Raw genomic sequence first — 15,914 nt, 5'->3', positions numbered from 1 at the left:
ATAGTAATGAGGATAAAAGAAAGTAGGAAATTGAACGATGGAAATTATATTAAAAAAAGATTATGAAAAATGGGAAGCGCAATTTGTTAAAGAAAAAGATCTATTGTTAAAAATAGTTGGTAAAGAAATCATAGAAATGCATCACATTGGCAGTACAGCTATAAAAGATATTTATGCTAAGCCTGTTATTGATATCATGGTAGTCGTAAAAAATATAATGTTTATGGATCGTTACAATAATGCGATGCGACAACTAGGCTATGAACCTCAAGGAGAAAGTGGTATCAGTGGTAGAAGGTTTTATATAAAAGGCGCGGATACTAGAACTTATCATGTCCATATATTTCAATTTGATAACTATGAAAATATTGATAGACATTTAGCGTTTAGAGATTATTTAAATGCTAATAAAGCTATTGCGAAAGAATATGAAAATTTAAAAATCAAACTCGCTAACAAGTATTCAAATAATAGAAGTGCGTATTCAAATGGCAAATCGCCTTTTATCAAACGCATAGAGAGTCAAGCATTAAAGTGGTATCAAAAGAATCAGGATGGTTAGGCTACCTACTGTCTTATTTACATAATAATTAAATCTTTCATATTATTTTGATTATTACTCAATTCAAATTTATTAAAACAAATTTGAATTGAGTAATAGTAGATAAAAGCCTGTTGCCATAACTGCAAACAAACACCACATAAAGCGGCATTGTTTACCATTCATTGCTGCCGTGCCCTCATTTTCAGCCCGTTTAATAAGCTTGATATGTAAAAGTATTGTTGAATTTGAAGCATATACAAAAACAAAAATAATACCCAAAAGGGTAAGTAAAAATAGTTGCACATTACCCCTCCAACTTTATGATATTTAATCCATAGAATTTTAAAAAAATAACCATATACAATGTTAATTATAAAATAACACACATGTTTTTAGGTTGTAATAAAAATTAAAATTTATTTCAATATTTATTCTTTAAAAAAACTTGTGGTACGATGTGGAATAAATCAGATGATATCTTGGAGGACGAACCATGGCTATTATATTGTTGAGCATTGTTTTAATCGTTAATTTTGTTGAAGCGTTGTATTTAGGAATCAAATTTATTCGGTTGAAAATGCGTAATGCACCAGATCAAGCGTATAAAGATTTAGTGAGTTCTCCGTTTTGGTTAATGTCACTCATTATTTCGATTATATTATTTGTGATTGCATACATATTGAGTTGAAAAACTCTAAGATGTGCTTAAGTGGAATTTTCCATATTTTATAAATAAAAAGTTATTGTATTTGTGACGTCAAATTTTTTAAAACTCTACAACAGACTGTTTTTATTTCTTTTTAAATGAATTTCAGTATAGGAATAATGTAAATTAATATAGCGAAAAGGGAGCAATCCAATGAAACTTTCATCTATATTAATCAGTATTATAACTGGTTTACTTATGTTTTTAGTAACGTTTTATACTAGTAATCATGCTTTGATACCGTCATTAGTTATGGGTGTTGTCGGTTTAGTAACAAATATATGGATTGGCATCGAAGCAAAAAAGCGATTATGAGCGTTAAAATGATAGAAAATATTAGAAGTAGTAAAGACTGAGGCAAATGTTGTCTCAGTCTTTACTTTATCATTCAGCGATTTTTATATTTATGGATGCTATTGTTGTGATATTGCTCTCAAAACTTATGAATCTGTTTCATGCATAGTCAATTCAATATGAAATAATGAACTGTTAGTCAATATCATCTTATATCCAAAGAATATAATGCATTATAATAGTATAAAATAATGAAATGTTTTGAAAAATTTTTAAAAGGATAGATATAAAAGAGATTCATTATAAGGGGATGAGGTATATGGTTTCGGTGTTTTTAGAGGCGATATAGAAAATCGGTGTCATATTATCGATTTTCTATATCGTTTTATTAAATTATAAGTATAAATAAGAATTATCTAAATCAAAGTTTAAAATATAATTTCAGGGTATAGATGTAATATATAACTTTTGGAGTAATTTTATTTTATTGTAGGTGGTACGACTTGATTTATTGTATTAAGTTTAGTGTCAAAAAGTTAACTTGTTAGCATATAGTCTTAATTTGAGATGGATTTGGTGAATGAAATGGGGGATCAGAATGGTTAATAATTACAATAAAGATATAAAAATAGATAGAACTGATGAAATGCGTTCAGATGAAATTTCTAAAATGATTGAAGAGGGTGGACTTGGTGCTGACCAGTATTATGTTATAGATAAGTATCAGCCCAACCATAAGAGATTAGTAGAAAATATTGATCAATTTCGACAAGAATTAGTTCAAATGAATAATGATGATTTAGTAGACATTTTGATTATTAACACTCAAGAAAATACAAGTTCTAAGTACAGCCAAGCATTAATGATTATTAAGCATGAAATAGTCAAAAGAATGAATAACTAAGTCGTAGTTGCTGAATCATTACAAACAAAGCGCGCAAGTTAGAAAGTTATATTTTGCAAATAAATATTTCTAACTTGCGCGTTTATTATATTATTAGCACATTAAAATAACATTGTTATTAAGTGGATTATTTTAAATAATCAGGTGATTATTGAAGTTGATTTAATGCTTTTTTGGGCACTTTATTTTTAGCTACTTCTTCATAACTTTGGACATGACCAAGTTCGGTATCTAATTTTAAGAAATGATCTGTTTTTAAGGGTTTTTCACCAAAACCATTGAAATCTAAGTGTTTTTTTTCACCTTTTTTATTATATCCATCTTGCTTATAATTATATGTGACAAAGGCTTCTCCATTATCATCTTTATTGTGCTCAACTTTTGTTGGCTTTTGAGTTTTTACGTAATATGTTTCATTAGTAATGAGTGGGTTTAATTTGGCAAAACTAACGATATCAGTATTGTCTGAGTTTTTTTCTGCGTAAACTTTCCAGCCAAAAAGGCCGATAAGAACAATGATAATGATAATAAAGATGCTTAGAAGTACTTTTATTAATCTGTTCATATTTATTACCTCCTTAAAGTAACTATCTATAATGTAAAAGTTATTTGATTCGTTTGCTATATTTTTAAGTTACAAAAAAGCATTTTAATATAACGATTTTGTCATTTTTTCAAATGTGATTAAATGATATATATTCACCAATGGATTATATTACTAAAAATAAAGTGCAAAATATATTTTTTTGAAAATAGGGGTATACAAAAGTCGAATTATTCGTTATACTAGGTATTAAGTAATTTAGTTCGTGAAATTGATTTGTAGTTTTATTCTTTTGAATTTACTCCTTTTGATTTTTTAGACAGATTACAAATTTTTGTGCAAAAGCACTTGGAGGATTTTTATTATGAATAACGGTACAGTTAAATGGTTTAACTCAGAAAAAGGTTTTGGTTTTATCGAAGTAGAAGGCGGAAACGATGTATTCGTACACTTCTCAGCAATTAACCAAGACGGCTACAAATCATTAGAAGAAGGACAAGCTGTTGAATTCGAAATCGTTGAAGGCGACCGCGGACCTCAAGCAGCTAACGTTATTAAATTATAATAACGCATAAAAAAAGACGAGCAACGCTCGTCTTTTTTTATTTGTCTTAAAATCAATAATTGAAATTATATGTGTGTATTCACTTTTAAAGGTGCAAATTCAAAGTCAGCTTGCTAGTTATGACTCGGGATTTGCACCTATTTTTTTGTTTTTTATTACCAATAAAATATTAACGACCTGCGAAAGGTTGTTTAGCATTAATACATCATTTGAAGCTAAACTTATAAAAGAATGGTAATAGCCACTAACAGCAACATAAAAATTAATTTTGGGTGTATGCATGTAGAATAATTTTTAACATCATTTTGGGTTGAAATAGAGCCTTGTTTTAAAGTGCTTCAATGAGAAATTACATATGAATACGTTGTATTTTGACGAGACGCTTGAGGGAACAGGACAAGCTGAAGACTATAGACTGAAGCTGTCCCCTAAGAAAGTGAGCCAACAATACGAAATATTGAATAATAAAATAGCTATGAAGAAATCTATCGTCATAGATTTCTTCATAGCTAATCTTAGTATGTTCTTTACACCGTTCAAGTTGTTGAAGCGTTGCTATTTTCACTTAAATAGATTTAATATTATACTTCATGCGTATTTTCCGCTTTATTTTTTGTTTTTATCAGTAGTGTTAATATAAAACCAATAATTAATAAAAGCGTAGTGAATGCAAATGCTGCGTCAACACCTTGTACGGTCGCTTGTTGTGCAATGTCTGTTTTGGATTGATTTTCACTTGGAACATAATTTGTACGAACAATTGCCATAATTGTAATCATAATGGCGGTACCAATCGCGCCTGCAATAATTCTTAAAGAGTTAATAATCGCAGTACCGTGTGAAATATTTTTGCTTTCTAATGCGTTAATACCAATTGTATTCAGTGGCATTATAATCAATGCTACAGCAAACATTCTTATTGCGTAAATAATGACAATATACCAATAAGGCGTTTCTGATGTTAAGAAACAATGTAGTATTGTCATAAAAATTAACAGTACAAATCCAGGAATCGCCAATACTTTCAAGCCATATTTATCATATATTTTCCCTGTATAGACGGACATGAATGCGTTGACTACTGCACCTGGTAAGATAACAAGACCTGAAAGAATTGCAGATAGACCTAAGCCTGATTGGACATAAATTGGAATCAATAATGCTGGGCCTACAATTCCGATAAATAATACCATAGATGCAAATGCAGATAGTGAAAATGTACGATTTGTAAATACGCGCATATTTAATAGCGGATTATCGATTCTAATTTGTCTTGTTACGAAAATGGTAACAATTAAGATTCCCACAATAAGTGAAATAATAACGATTGGTGATGTGAAACCTAAGTTGCCTGCGCTACTAAAGCCGTAAAGCATTAAACCAAAGCCTAATGTTGAATATATAACAGAGGTTTTGTCTAATTGTGTATGTTTGGTTTCGTTATTACTTTCTACAAATATCGCACCTACAATAAATGCGATAATCGCAATAAAAGCTACCACAATAAATGGTGCTCGCCAGCTAAATGTATCAATTAAAAACCCAGTTAAGGTTGGTCCGATTGCTGGTGCTGATTGTGCTACTATACCGGTAAGTCCCATTGCAAATCCACGTTTCTCAGAAGGGAACAGTGTGAAAACAGTGAATTGCATAAGCGGTAAGAGTATACCTGCGCCAATAGCTTGAATCACACGTGCAAACATGAGTAAGCCAAATGTAGGCGAAAGTGCTGCGATGATCGAACCAATTAGGAACGCACTCATAGAAAAAATATAGAGTGGTCTTGTATGAAATCGATCCATGAGAAAGGCTGTTAGTGGAATCATGATGCCATTCACTAACATAAAACCTGTAATTAACCATTGAGCAGTTGTATCAGTTATTTCTAATCCCGTAATAATTGCTGGTAGTGCGGTATTAAGCAATGTTTGATTTAGCATTGCTACAAAAGCACTACTTAGCATAACTAATATAATCGTATTTCTTTTTTTGTTAGATATAACATTCTCCGACATTATAAACGCATCTCCTTTTTATAACATCCCATCGATAAATTTTAATTATTTTAAGTTAGCAAAGCAAACCATTCGGTTTAAAAAATTAATATTTTTTACAAAGGATTTCTAGAAAAAAATAATGGATAGATGATATAGGTCGGAATACATCGTTTTAAAGGTGGCACAAGTCAGTGTTGTTCAATTAATGAAAAAGCTACGCTGCTTGCACAACCATGCAAACAACGTAGCTTTTTGAAATAGATTGATCACTTAATCGAAACTAATCATTTCAGATACATATAAAGCAATACGTATATTTAAAGAATGAACAGGATCTTCAATATTTGTGCCAATCATATTACTACATTTATTGATTCTATATTTCACTGTATTTCTGTGTATAAATATTTTATCTGCCGTTTTAGTTATATCGCATTGATTATCCATGTACACTTTTAAAGTTTGTTTTAATTCTAAATCTTTTTTTTGTTTTGGATAACTCAACGGGCCCAAAGTATGTTTAACGAAAGGTAATAACTTTTCTTGAGGGATAAGCTGTAATAATTCTTGGATATCTTTGGAATGATATTGTGAGATAAATGCTTTTGCGTTATTTAACAATTCATTTTCAAAGGCTTCATTTGCTTCAAAAAAGGAAGATGGTAACTGTGTGAATTCTGTTACTTCATTTCCAATGCCAAATGAAATCGTATCATCAAAGTACTCGCTATAACTTTGCTGTATTTTTTTAAGGTATTCAAAGTAATATTCGTGACGATTTTGAATGAGTATCGCAAAACGATTGTTACTAGGTAATTTATAAATACTTATATAAGAATCAATATCAGTTAATTTATGCTTTAACCAAAGGAATGTGAGATGGTGCCGTTCATTTAGGTAATAACTATTTTCTAAATTATTTTTAGTATCAATACCGCAAATGATAATTTGATAATAATCAGAAGGATAAATATAATATTGTCTTAATAAATCAGCATGCTTTTTAATCGAAAGGGTTTGATCATTTTGATTATTGACCAATGATTCGAAAAATCGATTAATATCATTTTCTTCGGCCTCTTGTATTTTGGTGTTTTTGTATAAGGCGAAACTCAACACACTGACTACTTGTTCCAGTGTTAATAAGCTAAATGGATAGGAAAGCTTATTAACTTGAGAAACCATTAAATAGTAAGGGAAGTATGTGTAGCCTAATACTTTGAAGATTACATGGTCTTTATTTTCAAAGACGAGGTTATTTTTATCATATGTTAGCGCATCTTGATAATGGTTCATGAAATATTTGGTGTGTTCAGTCATTAAGGCATTACCTTGTCTATAATGACGACTGTATGCTTCAGGTGCCTTGAATGGGTCAAATAGGATGATAGGTACGCCTAGTAATTTGCTCATGCGATCAATCATTGTATCAATACTGAAACCTTTGATTAATAATTGGTTTAATTCTTGTTGTACTTGTAATGCGTAATTTAGCTTTCCTGTTTCAGAATCTGAAATAAATGAAGAAATCTCATGTGTAATTTCACCTAGATTCCAACTTTCTGGTATTTCAATTAAAGGGAATTCAATAGCATCCGCAAAATCAATGACATCTTGATTGATTTCATGTAAAAATCTTGAAACTTTGATGCCAAGTCCAGCAGTGTGTATATCATTCAAATCTTTAATTAACTTTTTCAAGTTATCTTGATTATCTTGAAATAAGACACCAGTTGTTAAGATAAATGAATTATTTGAAGTGAAATGCTTAATATCATTATTCTCAGTAATGTCCAAATTTGTCACTTCTGCTGATAAATCTCCGTTGCTGTTTAACAATTTTAAGCCTTTAAATTGGGGAACGGATAAAATTTCGTTTAGAGTAGTCATAATTATGTCCTCCGCTTCTAATTTACACAATCACTCGTTATGAAAATGCATAAAAATATATATAATAATAAATTCTATTTGTCTGTATTTATCTTAAAAAGTAGTGTTTTTGTCGATTTGTGATAACGATTGTTCAAAGTGCTCAAAAAATTTAATGTATATCGTTAATTATACACTTATTTTGTCCGATTCCTATAATTTTATCGTATAGAAATGTCATTAATAACAAAGAAAAACGCTTACACTCATACTACACTTATAACTGAAGATTATACATTTAGTTATTAGCTTATTAAAGTAAAGGAGATATAAATAGAATGGGAAGACAGGAAAACAATGCGGCATTATCACAAGCGGTTTTCGAAAAGCGCGGTTATAATAAAGATATAATGCCAAAGACACCGGCACAAAGAAATAACTCCGCATTCAACTTTTTTACACTATGGATGGGCGCTGTACATAATATACCTAACTATACTGCAGTTGGGGGATTTTTATTAATAGGGCTATCGCCATTACAAGTAATATTTGCATTAATATTAAGTTCTTTTGTAATCGCTTTATTATTGGTAGGTAATGGTTATGCTGGCTCGAAATATGGTATTCCATTTGCTATGCAATTACGTCATACATATGGTGATGTAGGAGCGAAGCTACCTGGTATCCTACGTGGTGTTGTAGCAGGTATTGCTTGGTTTGGTCTACAAACATTTGCTGGATCACAAGCATTATTAATATTATTAAATAAAATATTCCCAGGCTTTGCTGACATTGGACAAGGTATATCAATACTTGGTATCTCTGTTCCAGGTCTCATTGCATTTTTAATATTTTGGGCTATTAGTTTTGCGATTGGATTTGGCGGTGGCGATATTTTAAATAAATTCACGGCTATATTAAATCCACTTATTTATATTGTATTTGGTGGTATGGCTATCTGGGGCGTTATGGCTGCTGGTGGCGTTGGAAATATATTAAATTATGAAATTTCTACAAAATCAAATGGTATCATTTACCCAGCGATTTTATCCTTTATTTTAATATTCAACTCGCTTTTAGGCGTGTGGGCAGGGCCAGGTGCAAGTGTCTCTGATTTTACACAAAACGCAAAATCTACTAAAACACAGGTGATTGGTCAAATTTCAGGTATCGTTGTTGCGCACATTTTATTCGCGATTGCGAGTGTGTTTATCATTATTGGTGGTTCGATTTATCTCGGGCATCAAGAATGGAACATCTTAACAATTATTAATGAGTGGAGCAACTTCTGGGCGATTCTGATATCTACTGGTGTGTTATTGATGACGACGATTTCTACAAATGCGACAAGTAATATCATTCCAGCAGCATATCAACTCACTGCACTTTTACCCAAATGGATTAATTACCGTCGCGGTGTAATTATTGCCTCAGTATTGAGTGTAGTCATTATGCCGTGGAAGATGATGGAAGAGGAGGACAGTATTTTCTTATTCCTAAACGCGATTGGTGCTATACTTGGCCCGGTAGCAGGTGTAATGATTGTTCATTTCTATATTGTGTCTAAATGTCACATTGATATAGATAAGTTGTATTTTGACTTAAAAGATAAAGAACAAAAAATACCACGTATTAATGTTTCTGCATACATCGGAACGATTGCTGGTGTCATTGTTTCAATATTAGGCTTTTTACCAGCATTCACAGTGATATCAGACTTTTCTTGGTTTATAGGCTTTATCATTGCCGGTGGTGTTTACTTAATTTTACATTATGTATTCCATGCAGATAAAAGTAAAAAAGGAGGAGCAGAATATAATGAAGTATGATTTGATTATTAAAAATGGTTTAGTCATTTTAGAAGATGGGGAGCAACAAGTTGAAGTTGGTGTTAAAAACGGTAAAATTGCCGCAATTGGTCAAGCATTGGGAGAGGCTGAGCAAGTCATTGACGCACAAAATCAAATTGTTTCACCTGGAATGGTGGATGCACATGTGCATATTACTGAACCAGGTGGTGGTTATCGTGACGGTTGGGAAGGTTATGTTACAGGAACAAATGCTGCTGCTAAAGGTGGTGTAACTTCATTTGTGGAAATGCCATTAAACCAAGTTCCAGCTACAACTGACAAAGCGTCTATCCAAGCTAAATTTGACGCTGGGAAAGATGAATTATCAGTGGATGTCGCAAGTTATGGTGGTTTAGTACCATATAACTTAAACGGCGGTATTCAAGAATTAGATGAAGCGGGTGTTGTGGCTTATAAAGCTTTCTTAGCTACTTGTGGTGACCGTTCTATCGAAGGTGACTTTGAAAATGTTGACGATTATTCATTATATGAAGGTATGAAGCAAATTGCTAAGACTGGTAAAATTTTATCAATTCATTCTGAAAATGCGACAATCACTGATCGATTAGGTGAAATCGCAAAAGAAAATGGTGAAACGACATTAAGCGCTTACGTGGATAGTCGTCCAGTATTTACAGAAGTTGAACCAATTCGCAAAATTATTTTATTTGCTAAAGAAACGGGTTGTCGTGTGCACATCGTACACGTGGCTTGTGAAGAAGGCGTTGATGAAGTCATCAAAGCACAACAAGAAGGCGTAGACATTACTTGTGAGACATGTACACACTACTTGTACTTCTACAAAGAAGAATTAGATGACATTGGACCAGTTGTTAAATGTTCTCCACCAATCCGTGAACAATCTCGCTTAGAAGGAATGTGGGATCGTGTATTAAACGGTGATATTAGTTTTGTAACATCTGATCATTCACCTTGTACGCCAGACTTAAAAGATACTGACAATGCATTTGAAGCATGGGGAGGTATCGCTGGATTACAAAACAACGTAGATATTTTATTCGATGAAGGTGTTCAAAAACGTCAAATGTCATTAACAAAATTTGCTGACATTATTGCGACAGCACCTGCTAAACGCTTTGGCTTAGATACAAAAGGCAGTATTGCAATTGGTAAAGATGCTGACTTCGTATTTATTAAACCTGACGCACCGTATACATTAAAAGCTGAAGATTTAGCTTATCGTAACAAAATGAGTCCATATATTGGGCGTGAAATTGGTGCCCAAGTAACACGTACAATTTTAAGAGGGCAAGAAATTTATAGTGATGAAGCAGGTATTTCAGATAAACGTATTGGACGCTTTATCTAAAAATTTCTTGAAAAAGCTTGAAGTTAAGGATATTGGGATATAAAAACAAGATCAAAAAGGACTAATCCATTTATTAAATGAATTAGTCTAGACTGTCGACAGAGTCTCCGACTTTGTTGGCAGTTTTTTTATGCACGCTTTCCGCGGGCATTGCTTTAGCCTGTAGTCTTCGGCTAGTGCTATTCCCGCAGGAGTCGGCATAAACCGCTGATAACATTACTGCAAAAATATTATAATATATAAATTAAATAGCAGTGGTGTTTGTTATGTTGAATAAATCAATTGATAAAAGAGATCAATATGAAATAATTTCTATCTCTGAATTAGTTCCTAATAATCATTTATTGCGTAAAGTTGTTGCGGTATTAGATTTAAATTTTGTATATGAGTTTGTTGAAGGAAAATATTGACTTGATAACGGTAGACCATCAATAGATCCAGTTGTTTTAGTGAAAATATTGCTTGTTCAAAGACTGTTTGTGATCAAATAAATGAGGCAAACGATTAAAGAAATAGAAACAAATGTAGCATACCATTATATTTAGAATATAGCTGAAGATTTAAGGTTTGTTAATACTGTGAAGAAACAAAAAAACTAATCCATTTATTAACTGGATTAATTTTTTTGTTTTCATAAACTCTAAACTCGGTTTGAGTGAGCAACTCTAGGGAATAATATTACATATTACATTTATTTAGTGTCTACATAGCTCATTTTTATAGCGTTTTGTGATTAAAGACATAAGATTTTTATCACAACAGATGGTTAGATGCTTTAAAAACAAAGGGGTTGTAATATTTGGAAAAATTAATTTCTTTTTCGGATTGGTTATGGGGGTATCCACTTGTACTTCTACTTTTGTTTGCAAGTGTATTTTTGACAGTCTATTTAAATTTTATTCAATTTCGTCATTTTTTCTATATGCTCAAACAAACATTTGGAAGTGTTAATAAAAAACCTAAAGGGGAAGGGACGATTACACCTCGTCAGGCTTTGACTTCTGCACTATCTTCAACTGTAGGTGCAGCTAATATTGTTGGGGTGCCTACAGCGATTATGATGGGTGGACCTGGCGCGGTATTTTGGATGATGGTTATTGCTTTTTTAGGCATGGCTTTAAAATTTAGTGAGAATGTCTTAGGTGTCCACTATCGTGAGAAAAATAAAAAAGATGAGTTTGTGGGCGGCCCGACTTATTACATGAAAAAAGGTTTTAAAAATAAGAAGTTAGGTACAATTTTTTCTTTGATATTTGCCTTTGCATTGATGATTGAAATTATTCCAAGTATTATGGTTCAAGGTCATTCTGCAGCGAGCACTATGAAAGATACGTTTAATGTACCTATGGCAGTTTCTGGCATTATATTAGCATTTCTTGCTGCGCTCGTCGTTTTTGGTGGTGTGAAACGTATCGCATCATTTGCTGAAAAAATTGTGCCAATCATGGTTGGTCTTTACTGTTTTTTTGGTTTTTTAATCATTTTGATGAATATTGGACATGTGCCTAACGTTATTTGGTTAGTGGTAGAACAGGCATTTAATCCTACGGCAGCTGTTGGAGGTACATTTGGTGCAGCGTTAGCTACCACAATTCGTTGGGGCTTTGCTAGAGGGATTTATTCTAATGAAGCTGGTCTCGGTACATCATCTATCGCGCACGCAGCCGCAAAAACGGATCATCCAGTTCGCCAAGCATTCTGGGGTATCAGTGAAATCGTAGTAGATACGTTAATTATTTGTAGCACGACTGGTTTTGTGGTCTTAGTTTCAGGTGTTTGGAAAGCGGGTGATGCGAAAGCGCAGTCTGCAGCACTAACAGCCAGAGCGTTTGAAAATTCTTTTGGTCAATTTGGAAGTATGATGGTCTCTATTTCAATGATGTTTTTTGTATTTTCGACCGTTGTGGTAGTTATTTTCTACGGATCGAGAATGGCAGAGTTTTTATTTGGACTTACGGCAGGTTGGGTGATGAAAACAATATATGTGCTTTCAATGATAGTGGGTGCGTTAGGTGCTGCACAACAATTGTGGGACTTGCTTGATTTGGCACTTGCTGCCGTATTGATTCCAAACGTTATCGCAGTGATAATGTTATCGCCAAAAGTGAAATCGTTAACTACAGATTTCTTTAAAAATTATAAGTAAAGTTAGTGAATATAAAAAGTACCAAACCTCATACTTGTCATTACTAAAAGGAAAATATTGAGTTTAACTTTTAGTATGATGAATCATGGATGAGTGTTATGGTACTTTTATTTGTTAGTAAATAGTTATGATTTCGGGTTCTGGGCTGGTAAGTGATGTGTCGTATTATAGTCTAGGATATGCGTGTGGTTGTTGTTAATTTCTAAAGTGCTGAAACTACCATTAGTAAGTCTAGTAACACCTGTGCCGACTGTCCCATTAGAAAAATAGTGAAATATAGCATTAATAAAAGCACCATGAGAGACAATCAAAATATTTTTATTTGTGTAATTCTGATGTACAGTACGAATCCCCTTTAAAAAACGTTCAGTAACCATTGCTTCAGTTTCTTTGTTTGGATAATCGCGATTAGGAAAACGCACATCTCGTTCGTAATAAGTAAGACCTTCTGCATCTCCAAATGCAACTTCAATAAACGACGTCATTTCATGAAGCGGTATGTTTAATTTTTGTTGAATAATTTTCCCAGTTTCTTTAGCTCTTAATAAAGGGCTTGTAATAATAAGATCCCATTCATTTTGAAGTAAGGAAACGCCACAGGCTTGTGCTTGTTTTATGCCAGATTCATTCAGTGGGATGTCTGTTCTACCTTGTAATTTACCAGCAATATTCCAGTCTGTTTCTCCATGTCTAATAAAGCATATTTTTGTCATTATATATCAACCTTTACAGTGATGTAGTGATGTGTATTCAGTAACATCTCTATTATATCGCTAACAATTTTCGATTCATATGGTATTGCATAATTTGACTTGGCATCTATCTAAAGATGAAAGTTACACACATGTTGGTGTTAAATAATAAAACGCATATCATTAAGCATTGGTCCCGAAAGCAAGTGCTTATGAAATGATAATAATGGATGTGACTATGCTAAAAGTTTTACCTTCATAATAGCAATTGATTGGTCAAAAGCCAATGTGCATTATGTGTCCAATACTGTGTCAACTTTTGCTAATTCAATCGTCGTTGCTATCATCACATTAATACCTTTTTCGATTTGGCTTTCAGTTACAGATTCTTTTGGGGAGTGACTAATGCCATTTTTACACGGGATAAAAATCATACTCGTAGGGCAAATGGGTGCGAAATTCATAGCATCATGACCAGCACCACTATACATATAGCGATATTGGTATGCTAGTGTCTTACAACTGTGTTCAGAAATCTCAGCAATTGTTTGATTGAATTTACGTGGTTGATCCTGACCTAAATCTTCTAATTCATAATCTGCTTGACGATTTGTTGTAATAGTTTCGATGTGTGCTTTTATCTCTTCGACTACTTTTTCACGAATAGCTTCATCTTTACCTCGAATATCGATGAGTAGTGTGACCTCACCAGGGATTGCATTCATTGTATTAGGATAAACGTTAGCATAACCCACAGTCGTTACTATCCCCTTATCATGGTAAGCCTGGCCTAAGGCTTCGATTTTTAAAATGATTTCAGCAGCAGTAGTCAATGCATCTGTGCGCATCGGCATAGGTGTTGACCCTGAGTGACTTGTAACGCCAGCTATTTGTAACTTGAAACGGTGTGGTGCAGCAATGTCTGTGACGATGCCAATATCCTTTTGATTATTTTCAAGAATAGGCCCCTGTTCAATATGTAACTCTAAAAATGCTTTGATTTTGTTTCTTTCAAATAATGCTATTTTACCGTTCATATCTTGAGCTAAAGGTGCAACGATATCATAAAGTACGTTGCCATCATTATCTTTGATGAATTTCATATCGTCTTTTGTCATTTTGCCAGTAAGATATTTACTACCTAAAGTTGCTTCGTTGAAACGTGTAGATTCTTCACAAGCAAAAGCAATAATAATAATTGGATGATCTGTTTCTATTTGATGTGCGTTTAAATGTTCGACAACTTCAAGTGCACCAAGGACACCTAAAAGACCATCATATTGTCCACCATCTTTTACTGTATCGATATGTGACCCCAACACAATTGGCTTTAAAGAAGGCTGCTTTCCCTCTCTACGTGCGATAACGTTACCAAAGAAATCAAAGTAAACATCTAGACCTGCCTTTTGACATAACATTGAAAATTTTAAAGCCGCGACACGTTCTGGATGACTAAAAGCAATACGGTTAATACCGCCATTCTTAGGATTTCGGGCAAAATTATTAAACGTTTGAAAATTTTCTATTACATTTTGTAAGTTCATCATTTATCCCCTTCAATATTTAGTGTAATTTGATTCAAGAATTGAATCACTTGTTCATATATTGCTTTACTAGTGGGGCTAACCTCACGATCAAAATCATGGCTGTTCTGGTCTAGACATTCAAAGTGACTCGTTTCAACTAATCTATCAATATATTCACTTTCACTATAAGGTACATCAGGGTCTCCTGTACAGTGTACAATGAACATAGGAGGGAAACATTTCAATTCTTTTGGCGAAATATTATAAGCACTTTGTGTTGATGATTCAATGCCTAAATATGATAGCCAATGCGCTTGGCCACGAGCATATAGGTAAATAGGATATCTTGTTTGCAATGGCCCAGATGTTAGTGGTTTAGGTTGAATAAGTTGATTTAATATCTTCGGCGTGATTTGTGTAGATAATGCTTGATATTGCTTATTTGGTTTCAAAAATGAAGGTACATGTACACGGGAATAACCATAGAAATCAATGATACCATCAACTTTACGATGACGTGCGACAAGCATCGCTAAAAATGAACCGGCTGAGCGTCCAAAAGTAATCAAAGGTAACGAAGGATAAAGCGATTTTAAATGATCATAATTACTAAGTGCATCCTCAATAATCGTATCAATATGACTTTCTGGAGCAAGTCGATAGGAAACCATTATTAAATGATATGATTCCGATAAAATATCAATATAATCTTGTGGTAAATCGTTTGGCTGACCAAAAATTAGCCCACCACCATGAAAATATATAATGATGCCTTTGGGGTTTTGATTTTTAGCTTTTATCATTGAATAAGGTAATGGAAATCCATCCTTTGATAGACAAGTAGCTTTTTGTTGAGTCAAAATGACCTAGCCTCCTGTTAGATATATTTTGCTAAATATAGTATCTCAAATAAAAAATACCGCGTATTTGTATAAATCGAATAAAAG

16 protein-coding genes and 1 pseudogene are annotated in these 15,914 nt (G+C 33.0%); 10 read left to right on the top strand and 7 right to left on the bottom strand.

Annotated features, from left to right (window positions below):
* The first annotated feature begins 37 nt into the window (after window positions 1-37).
* The gene (locus KA873_RS08250; RefSeq protein ID WP_210140221.1) at window positions 38-562 is read left to right on the top strand and encodes a GrpB family protein; all 525 of its coding nucleotides are present in this window, start codon (window positions 38-40) and stop codon (window positions 560-562) included.
* A 72-nt stretch (window positions 563-634) separates the two neighbouring features.
* Here the strand turns inward: KA873_RS08250 and KA873_RS08245 are convergent, their stop codons facing one another.
* The gene (locus KA873_RS08245) at window positions 635-847 is read right to left on the bottom strand and encodes a hypothetical protein (protein ID WP_107383878.1); all 213 of its coding nucleotides are present in this window, start codon (window positions 845-847) and stop codon (window positions 635-637) included.
* Window positions 848-1,037: 190 nt separating this feature from the next.
* Between KA873_RS08245 and KA873_RS08240 the strand changes: the two genes are divergently transcribed.
* The 3 genes from KA873_RS08240 (at window position 1,038) to KA873_RS08230 (ending at window position 2,448) form a co-directional block, all read left to right on the top strand.
* Window positions 1,038-1,232: a hypothetical protein gene (locus KA873_RS08240; RefSeq protein ID WP_019469922.1), complete on the top strand. Its 195-nt coding sequence runs from the start codon at window positions 1,038-1,040 to the stop codon at window positions 1,230-1,232.
* Window positions 1,233-1,403: 171 nt separating this feature from the next.
* On the top strand, window positions 1,404-1,565 hold the full coding sequence (locus KA873_RS08235) for a hypothetical protein (RefSeq protein ID WP_154409607.1): 162 nt from the start codon (window positions 1,404-1,406) through the stop codon (window positions 1,563-1,565).
* Window positions 1,566-2,142: 577 nt separating this feature from the next.
* The gene (locus tag KA873_RS08230) at window positions 2,143-2,448 is read left to right on the top strand and encodes a hypothetical protein (RefSeq protein ID WP_107383879.1); all 306 of its coding nucleotides are present in this window, start codon (window positions 2,143-2,145) and stop codon (window positions 2,446-2,448) included.
* A gap of 148 nt (window positions 2,449-2,596) precedes the next feature.
* Here the strand turns inward: KA873_RS08230 and KA873_RS08225 are convergent, their stop codons facing one another.
* Window positions 2,597-3,013, bottom strand: coding sequence for a YxeA family protein (locus KA873_RS08225; RefSeq protein WP_107505212.1), 417 nt, complete (start codon window positions 3,011-3,013; stop codon window positions 2,597-2,599).
* A gap of 343 nt (window positions 3,014-3,356) precedes the next feature.
* On the opposite strand from KA873_RS08225, the gene cspD reads away from it, so the two are divergent.
* Window positions 3,357-3,557, top strand: coding sequence for a cold-shock protein CspD (gene cspD, locus KA873_RS08220; protein ID WP_019469926.1), 201 nt, complete (start codon window positions 3,357-3,359; stop codon window positions 3,555-3,557).
* Between the two features lie 581 nt (window positions 3,558-4,138).
* Here cspD and KA873_RS08215 read toward each other — a convergent pair.
* Window positions 4,139-5,572 carry an MDR family MFS transporter gene (locus tag KA873_RS08215; RefSeq protein ID WP_107505214.1) on the bottom strand — a complete coding sequence of 478 codons (1,434 nt, stop codon included), beginning with the start codon at window positions 5,570-5,572 and terminating at the stop codon, window positions 4,139-4,141.
* Window positions 5,573-5,824: 252 nt separating this feature from the next.
* Window positions 5,825-7,444, bottom strand: a complete 1,620-nt coding sequence (locus tag KA873_RS08210) for a PucR family transcriptional regulator (protein ID WP_107385666.1) — start codon at window positions 7,442-7,444, stop codon at window positions 5,825-5,827.
* A 317-nt stretch (window positions 7,445-7,761) separates the two neighbouring features.
* On the opposite strand from KA873_RS08210, the gene allW reads away from it, so the two are divergent.
* The 5 genes and pseudogenes from allW (at window position 7,762) to KA873_RS08190 (ending at window position 12,749) form a co-directional block, all read left to right on the top strand.
* On the top strand, window positions 7,762-9,252 hold the full coding sequence (gene allW, locus KA873_RS08205) for an allantoin permease (RefSeq protein WP_107385108.1): 1,491 nt from the start codon (window positions 7,762-7,764) through the stop codon (window positions 9,250-9,252).
* Entirely contained in the window at window positions 9,242-10,603 is a 1,362-nt protein-coding gene (gene allB, locus KA873_RS08200; RefSeq protein WP_226953556.1) for an allantoinase AllB, read from the top strand. The genes allW and allB overlap by 11 nt, the downstream gene beginning before the upstream one ends.
* A gap of 266 nt (window positions 10,604-10,869) precedes the next feature.
* Complete coding sequence (locus KA873_RS08195; protein WP_210140220.1) at window positions 10,870-11,013, top strand: hypothetical protein; 144 nt, start codon at window positions 10,870-10,872, stop codon at window positions 11,011-11,013.
* 12 nt (window positions 11,014-11,025) lie between these two features.
* Window positions 11,026-11,094, top strand: a pseudogene (locus KA873_RS13770) (hypothetical protein); the annotation flags it as partial.
* 308 nt (window positions 11,095-11,402) lie between these two features.
* On the top strand, window positions 11,403-12,749 hold the full coding sequence (locus KA873_RS08190; RefSeq protein ID WP_210140219.1) for an alanine/glycine:cation symporter family protein: 1,347 nt from the start codon (window positions 11,403-11,405) through the stop codon (window positions 12,747-12,749).
* 125 nt (window positions 12,750-12,874) lie between these two features.
* Here the strand turns inward: KA873_RS08190 and KA873_RS08185 are convergent, their stop codons facing one another.
* From KA873_RS08185 to KA873_RS08175, 3 genes are all read right to left on the bottom strand, one after another.
* The gene (locus tag KA873_RS08185) at window positions 12,875-13,462 is read right to left on the bottom strand and encodes a histidine phosphatase family protein (protein ID WP_107383768.1); all 588 of its coding nucleotides are present in this window, start codon (window positions 13,460-13,462) and stop codon (window positions 12,875-12,877) included.
* 272 nt (window positions 13,463-13,734) lie between these two features.
* Window positions 13,735-14,985 carry a M20 family metallo-hydrolase gene (locus KA873_RS08180; protein WP_107383767.1) on the bottom strand — a complete coding sequence of 417 codons (1,251 nt, stop codon included), beginning with the start codon at window positions 14,983-14,985 and terminating at the stop codon, window positions 13,735-13,737.
* A complete protein-coding gene (locus KA873_RS08175) occupies window positions 14,985-15,827 on the bottom strand; it encodes an alpha/beta hydrolase (RefSeq protein WP_210140218.1) in 843 nt (280 codons plus the stop codon). Before KA873_RS08175 ends, KA873_RS08180 begins: the two co-directional genes overlap by 1 nt.
* Window positions 15,828-15,914 lie beyond the last annotated feature (87 nt).

It is taken from the genome of Staphylococcus sp. GDY8P45P, from assembly GCF_017892745.1.
GTDB classification, from domain to species: Bacteria; Bacillota; Bacilli; order Staphylococcales; family Staphylococcaceae; genus Staphylococcus; species Staphylococcus cohnii.
Note: the sequence above shows the minus strand (reverse complement) of the source record. Positions and strands in the feature narration are given on the sequence as shown.

Bases quoted from the DNA above. Each gene is read 5' to 3' on its own strand.
- KA873_RS08185 (WP_107383768.1), bottom strand. From the start codon at position 13,462: ATGACAAAAATATGCTTTATTAGACATGGAGAAACAGACTGGAATATT.
- cspD (WP_019469926.1), top strand. From the start codon at position 3,357: ATGAATAACGGTACAGTTAAATGGTTTAACTCAGAAAAAGGTTTTGGT.
- allB (WP_226953556.1), top strand. From the start codon at position 9,242: ATGAAGTATGATTTGATTATTAAAAATGGTTTAGTCATTTTAGAAGAT.
- KA873_RS08195 (WP_210140220.1), top strand. From the start codon at position 10,870: ATGTTGAATAAATCAATTGATAAAAGAGATCAATATGAAATAATTTCT.
- KA873_RS08215 (WP_107505214.1), bottom strand. From the start codon at position 5,572: ATGTCGGAGAATGTTATATCTAACAAAAAAAGAAATACGATTATATTA.
- KA873_RS08235 (WP_154409607.1), top strand. From the start codon at position 1,404: ATGAAACTTTCATCTATATTAATCAGTATTATAACTGGTTTACTTATG.
- KA873_RS08225 (WP_107505212.1), bottom strand. From the start codon at position 3,013: ATGAACAGATTAATAAAAGTACTTCTAAGCATCTTTATTATCATTATC.
- KA873_RS08210 (WP_107385666.1), bottom strand. From the start codon at position 7,444: ATGACTACTCTAAACGAAATTTTATCCGTTCCCCAATTTAAAGGCTTA.
- KA873_RS08240 (WP_019469922.1), top strand. From the start codon at position 1,038: ATGGCTATTATATTGTTGAGCATTGTTTTAATCGTTAATTTTGTTGAA.
- allW (WP_107385108.1), top strand. From the start codon at position 7,762: ATGGGAAGACAGGAAAACAATGCGGCATTATCACAAGCGGTTTTCGAA.
- KA873_RS08230 (WP_107383879.1), top strand. From the start codon at position 2,143: ATGGTTAATAATTACAATAAAGATATAAAAATAGATAGAACTGATGAA.
- KA873_RS08250 (WP_210140221.1), top strand. From the start codon at position 38: ATGGAAATTATATTAAAAAAAGATTATGAAAAATGGGAAGCGCAATTT.
- KA873_RS08180 (WP_107383767.1), bottom strand. From the start codon at position 14,985: ATGAACTTACAAAATGTAATAGAAAATTTTCAAACGTTTAATAATTTT.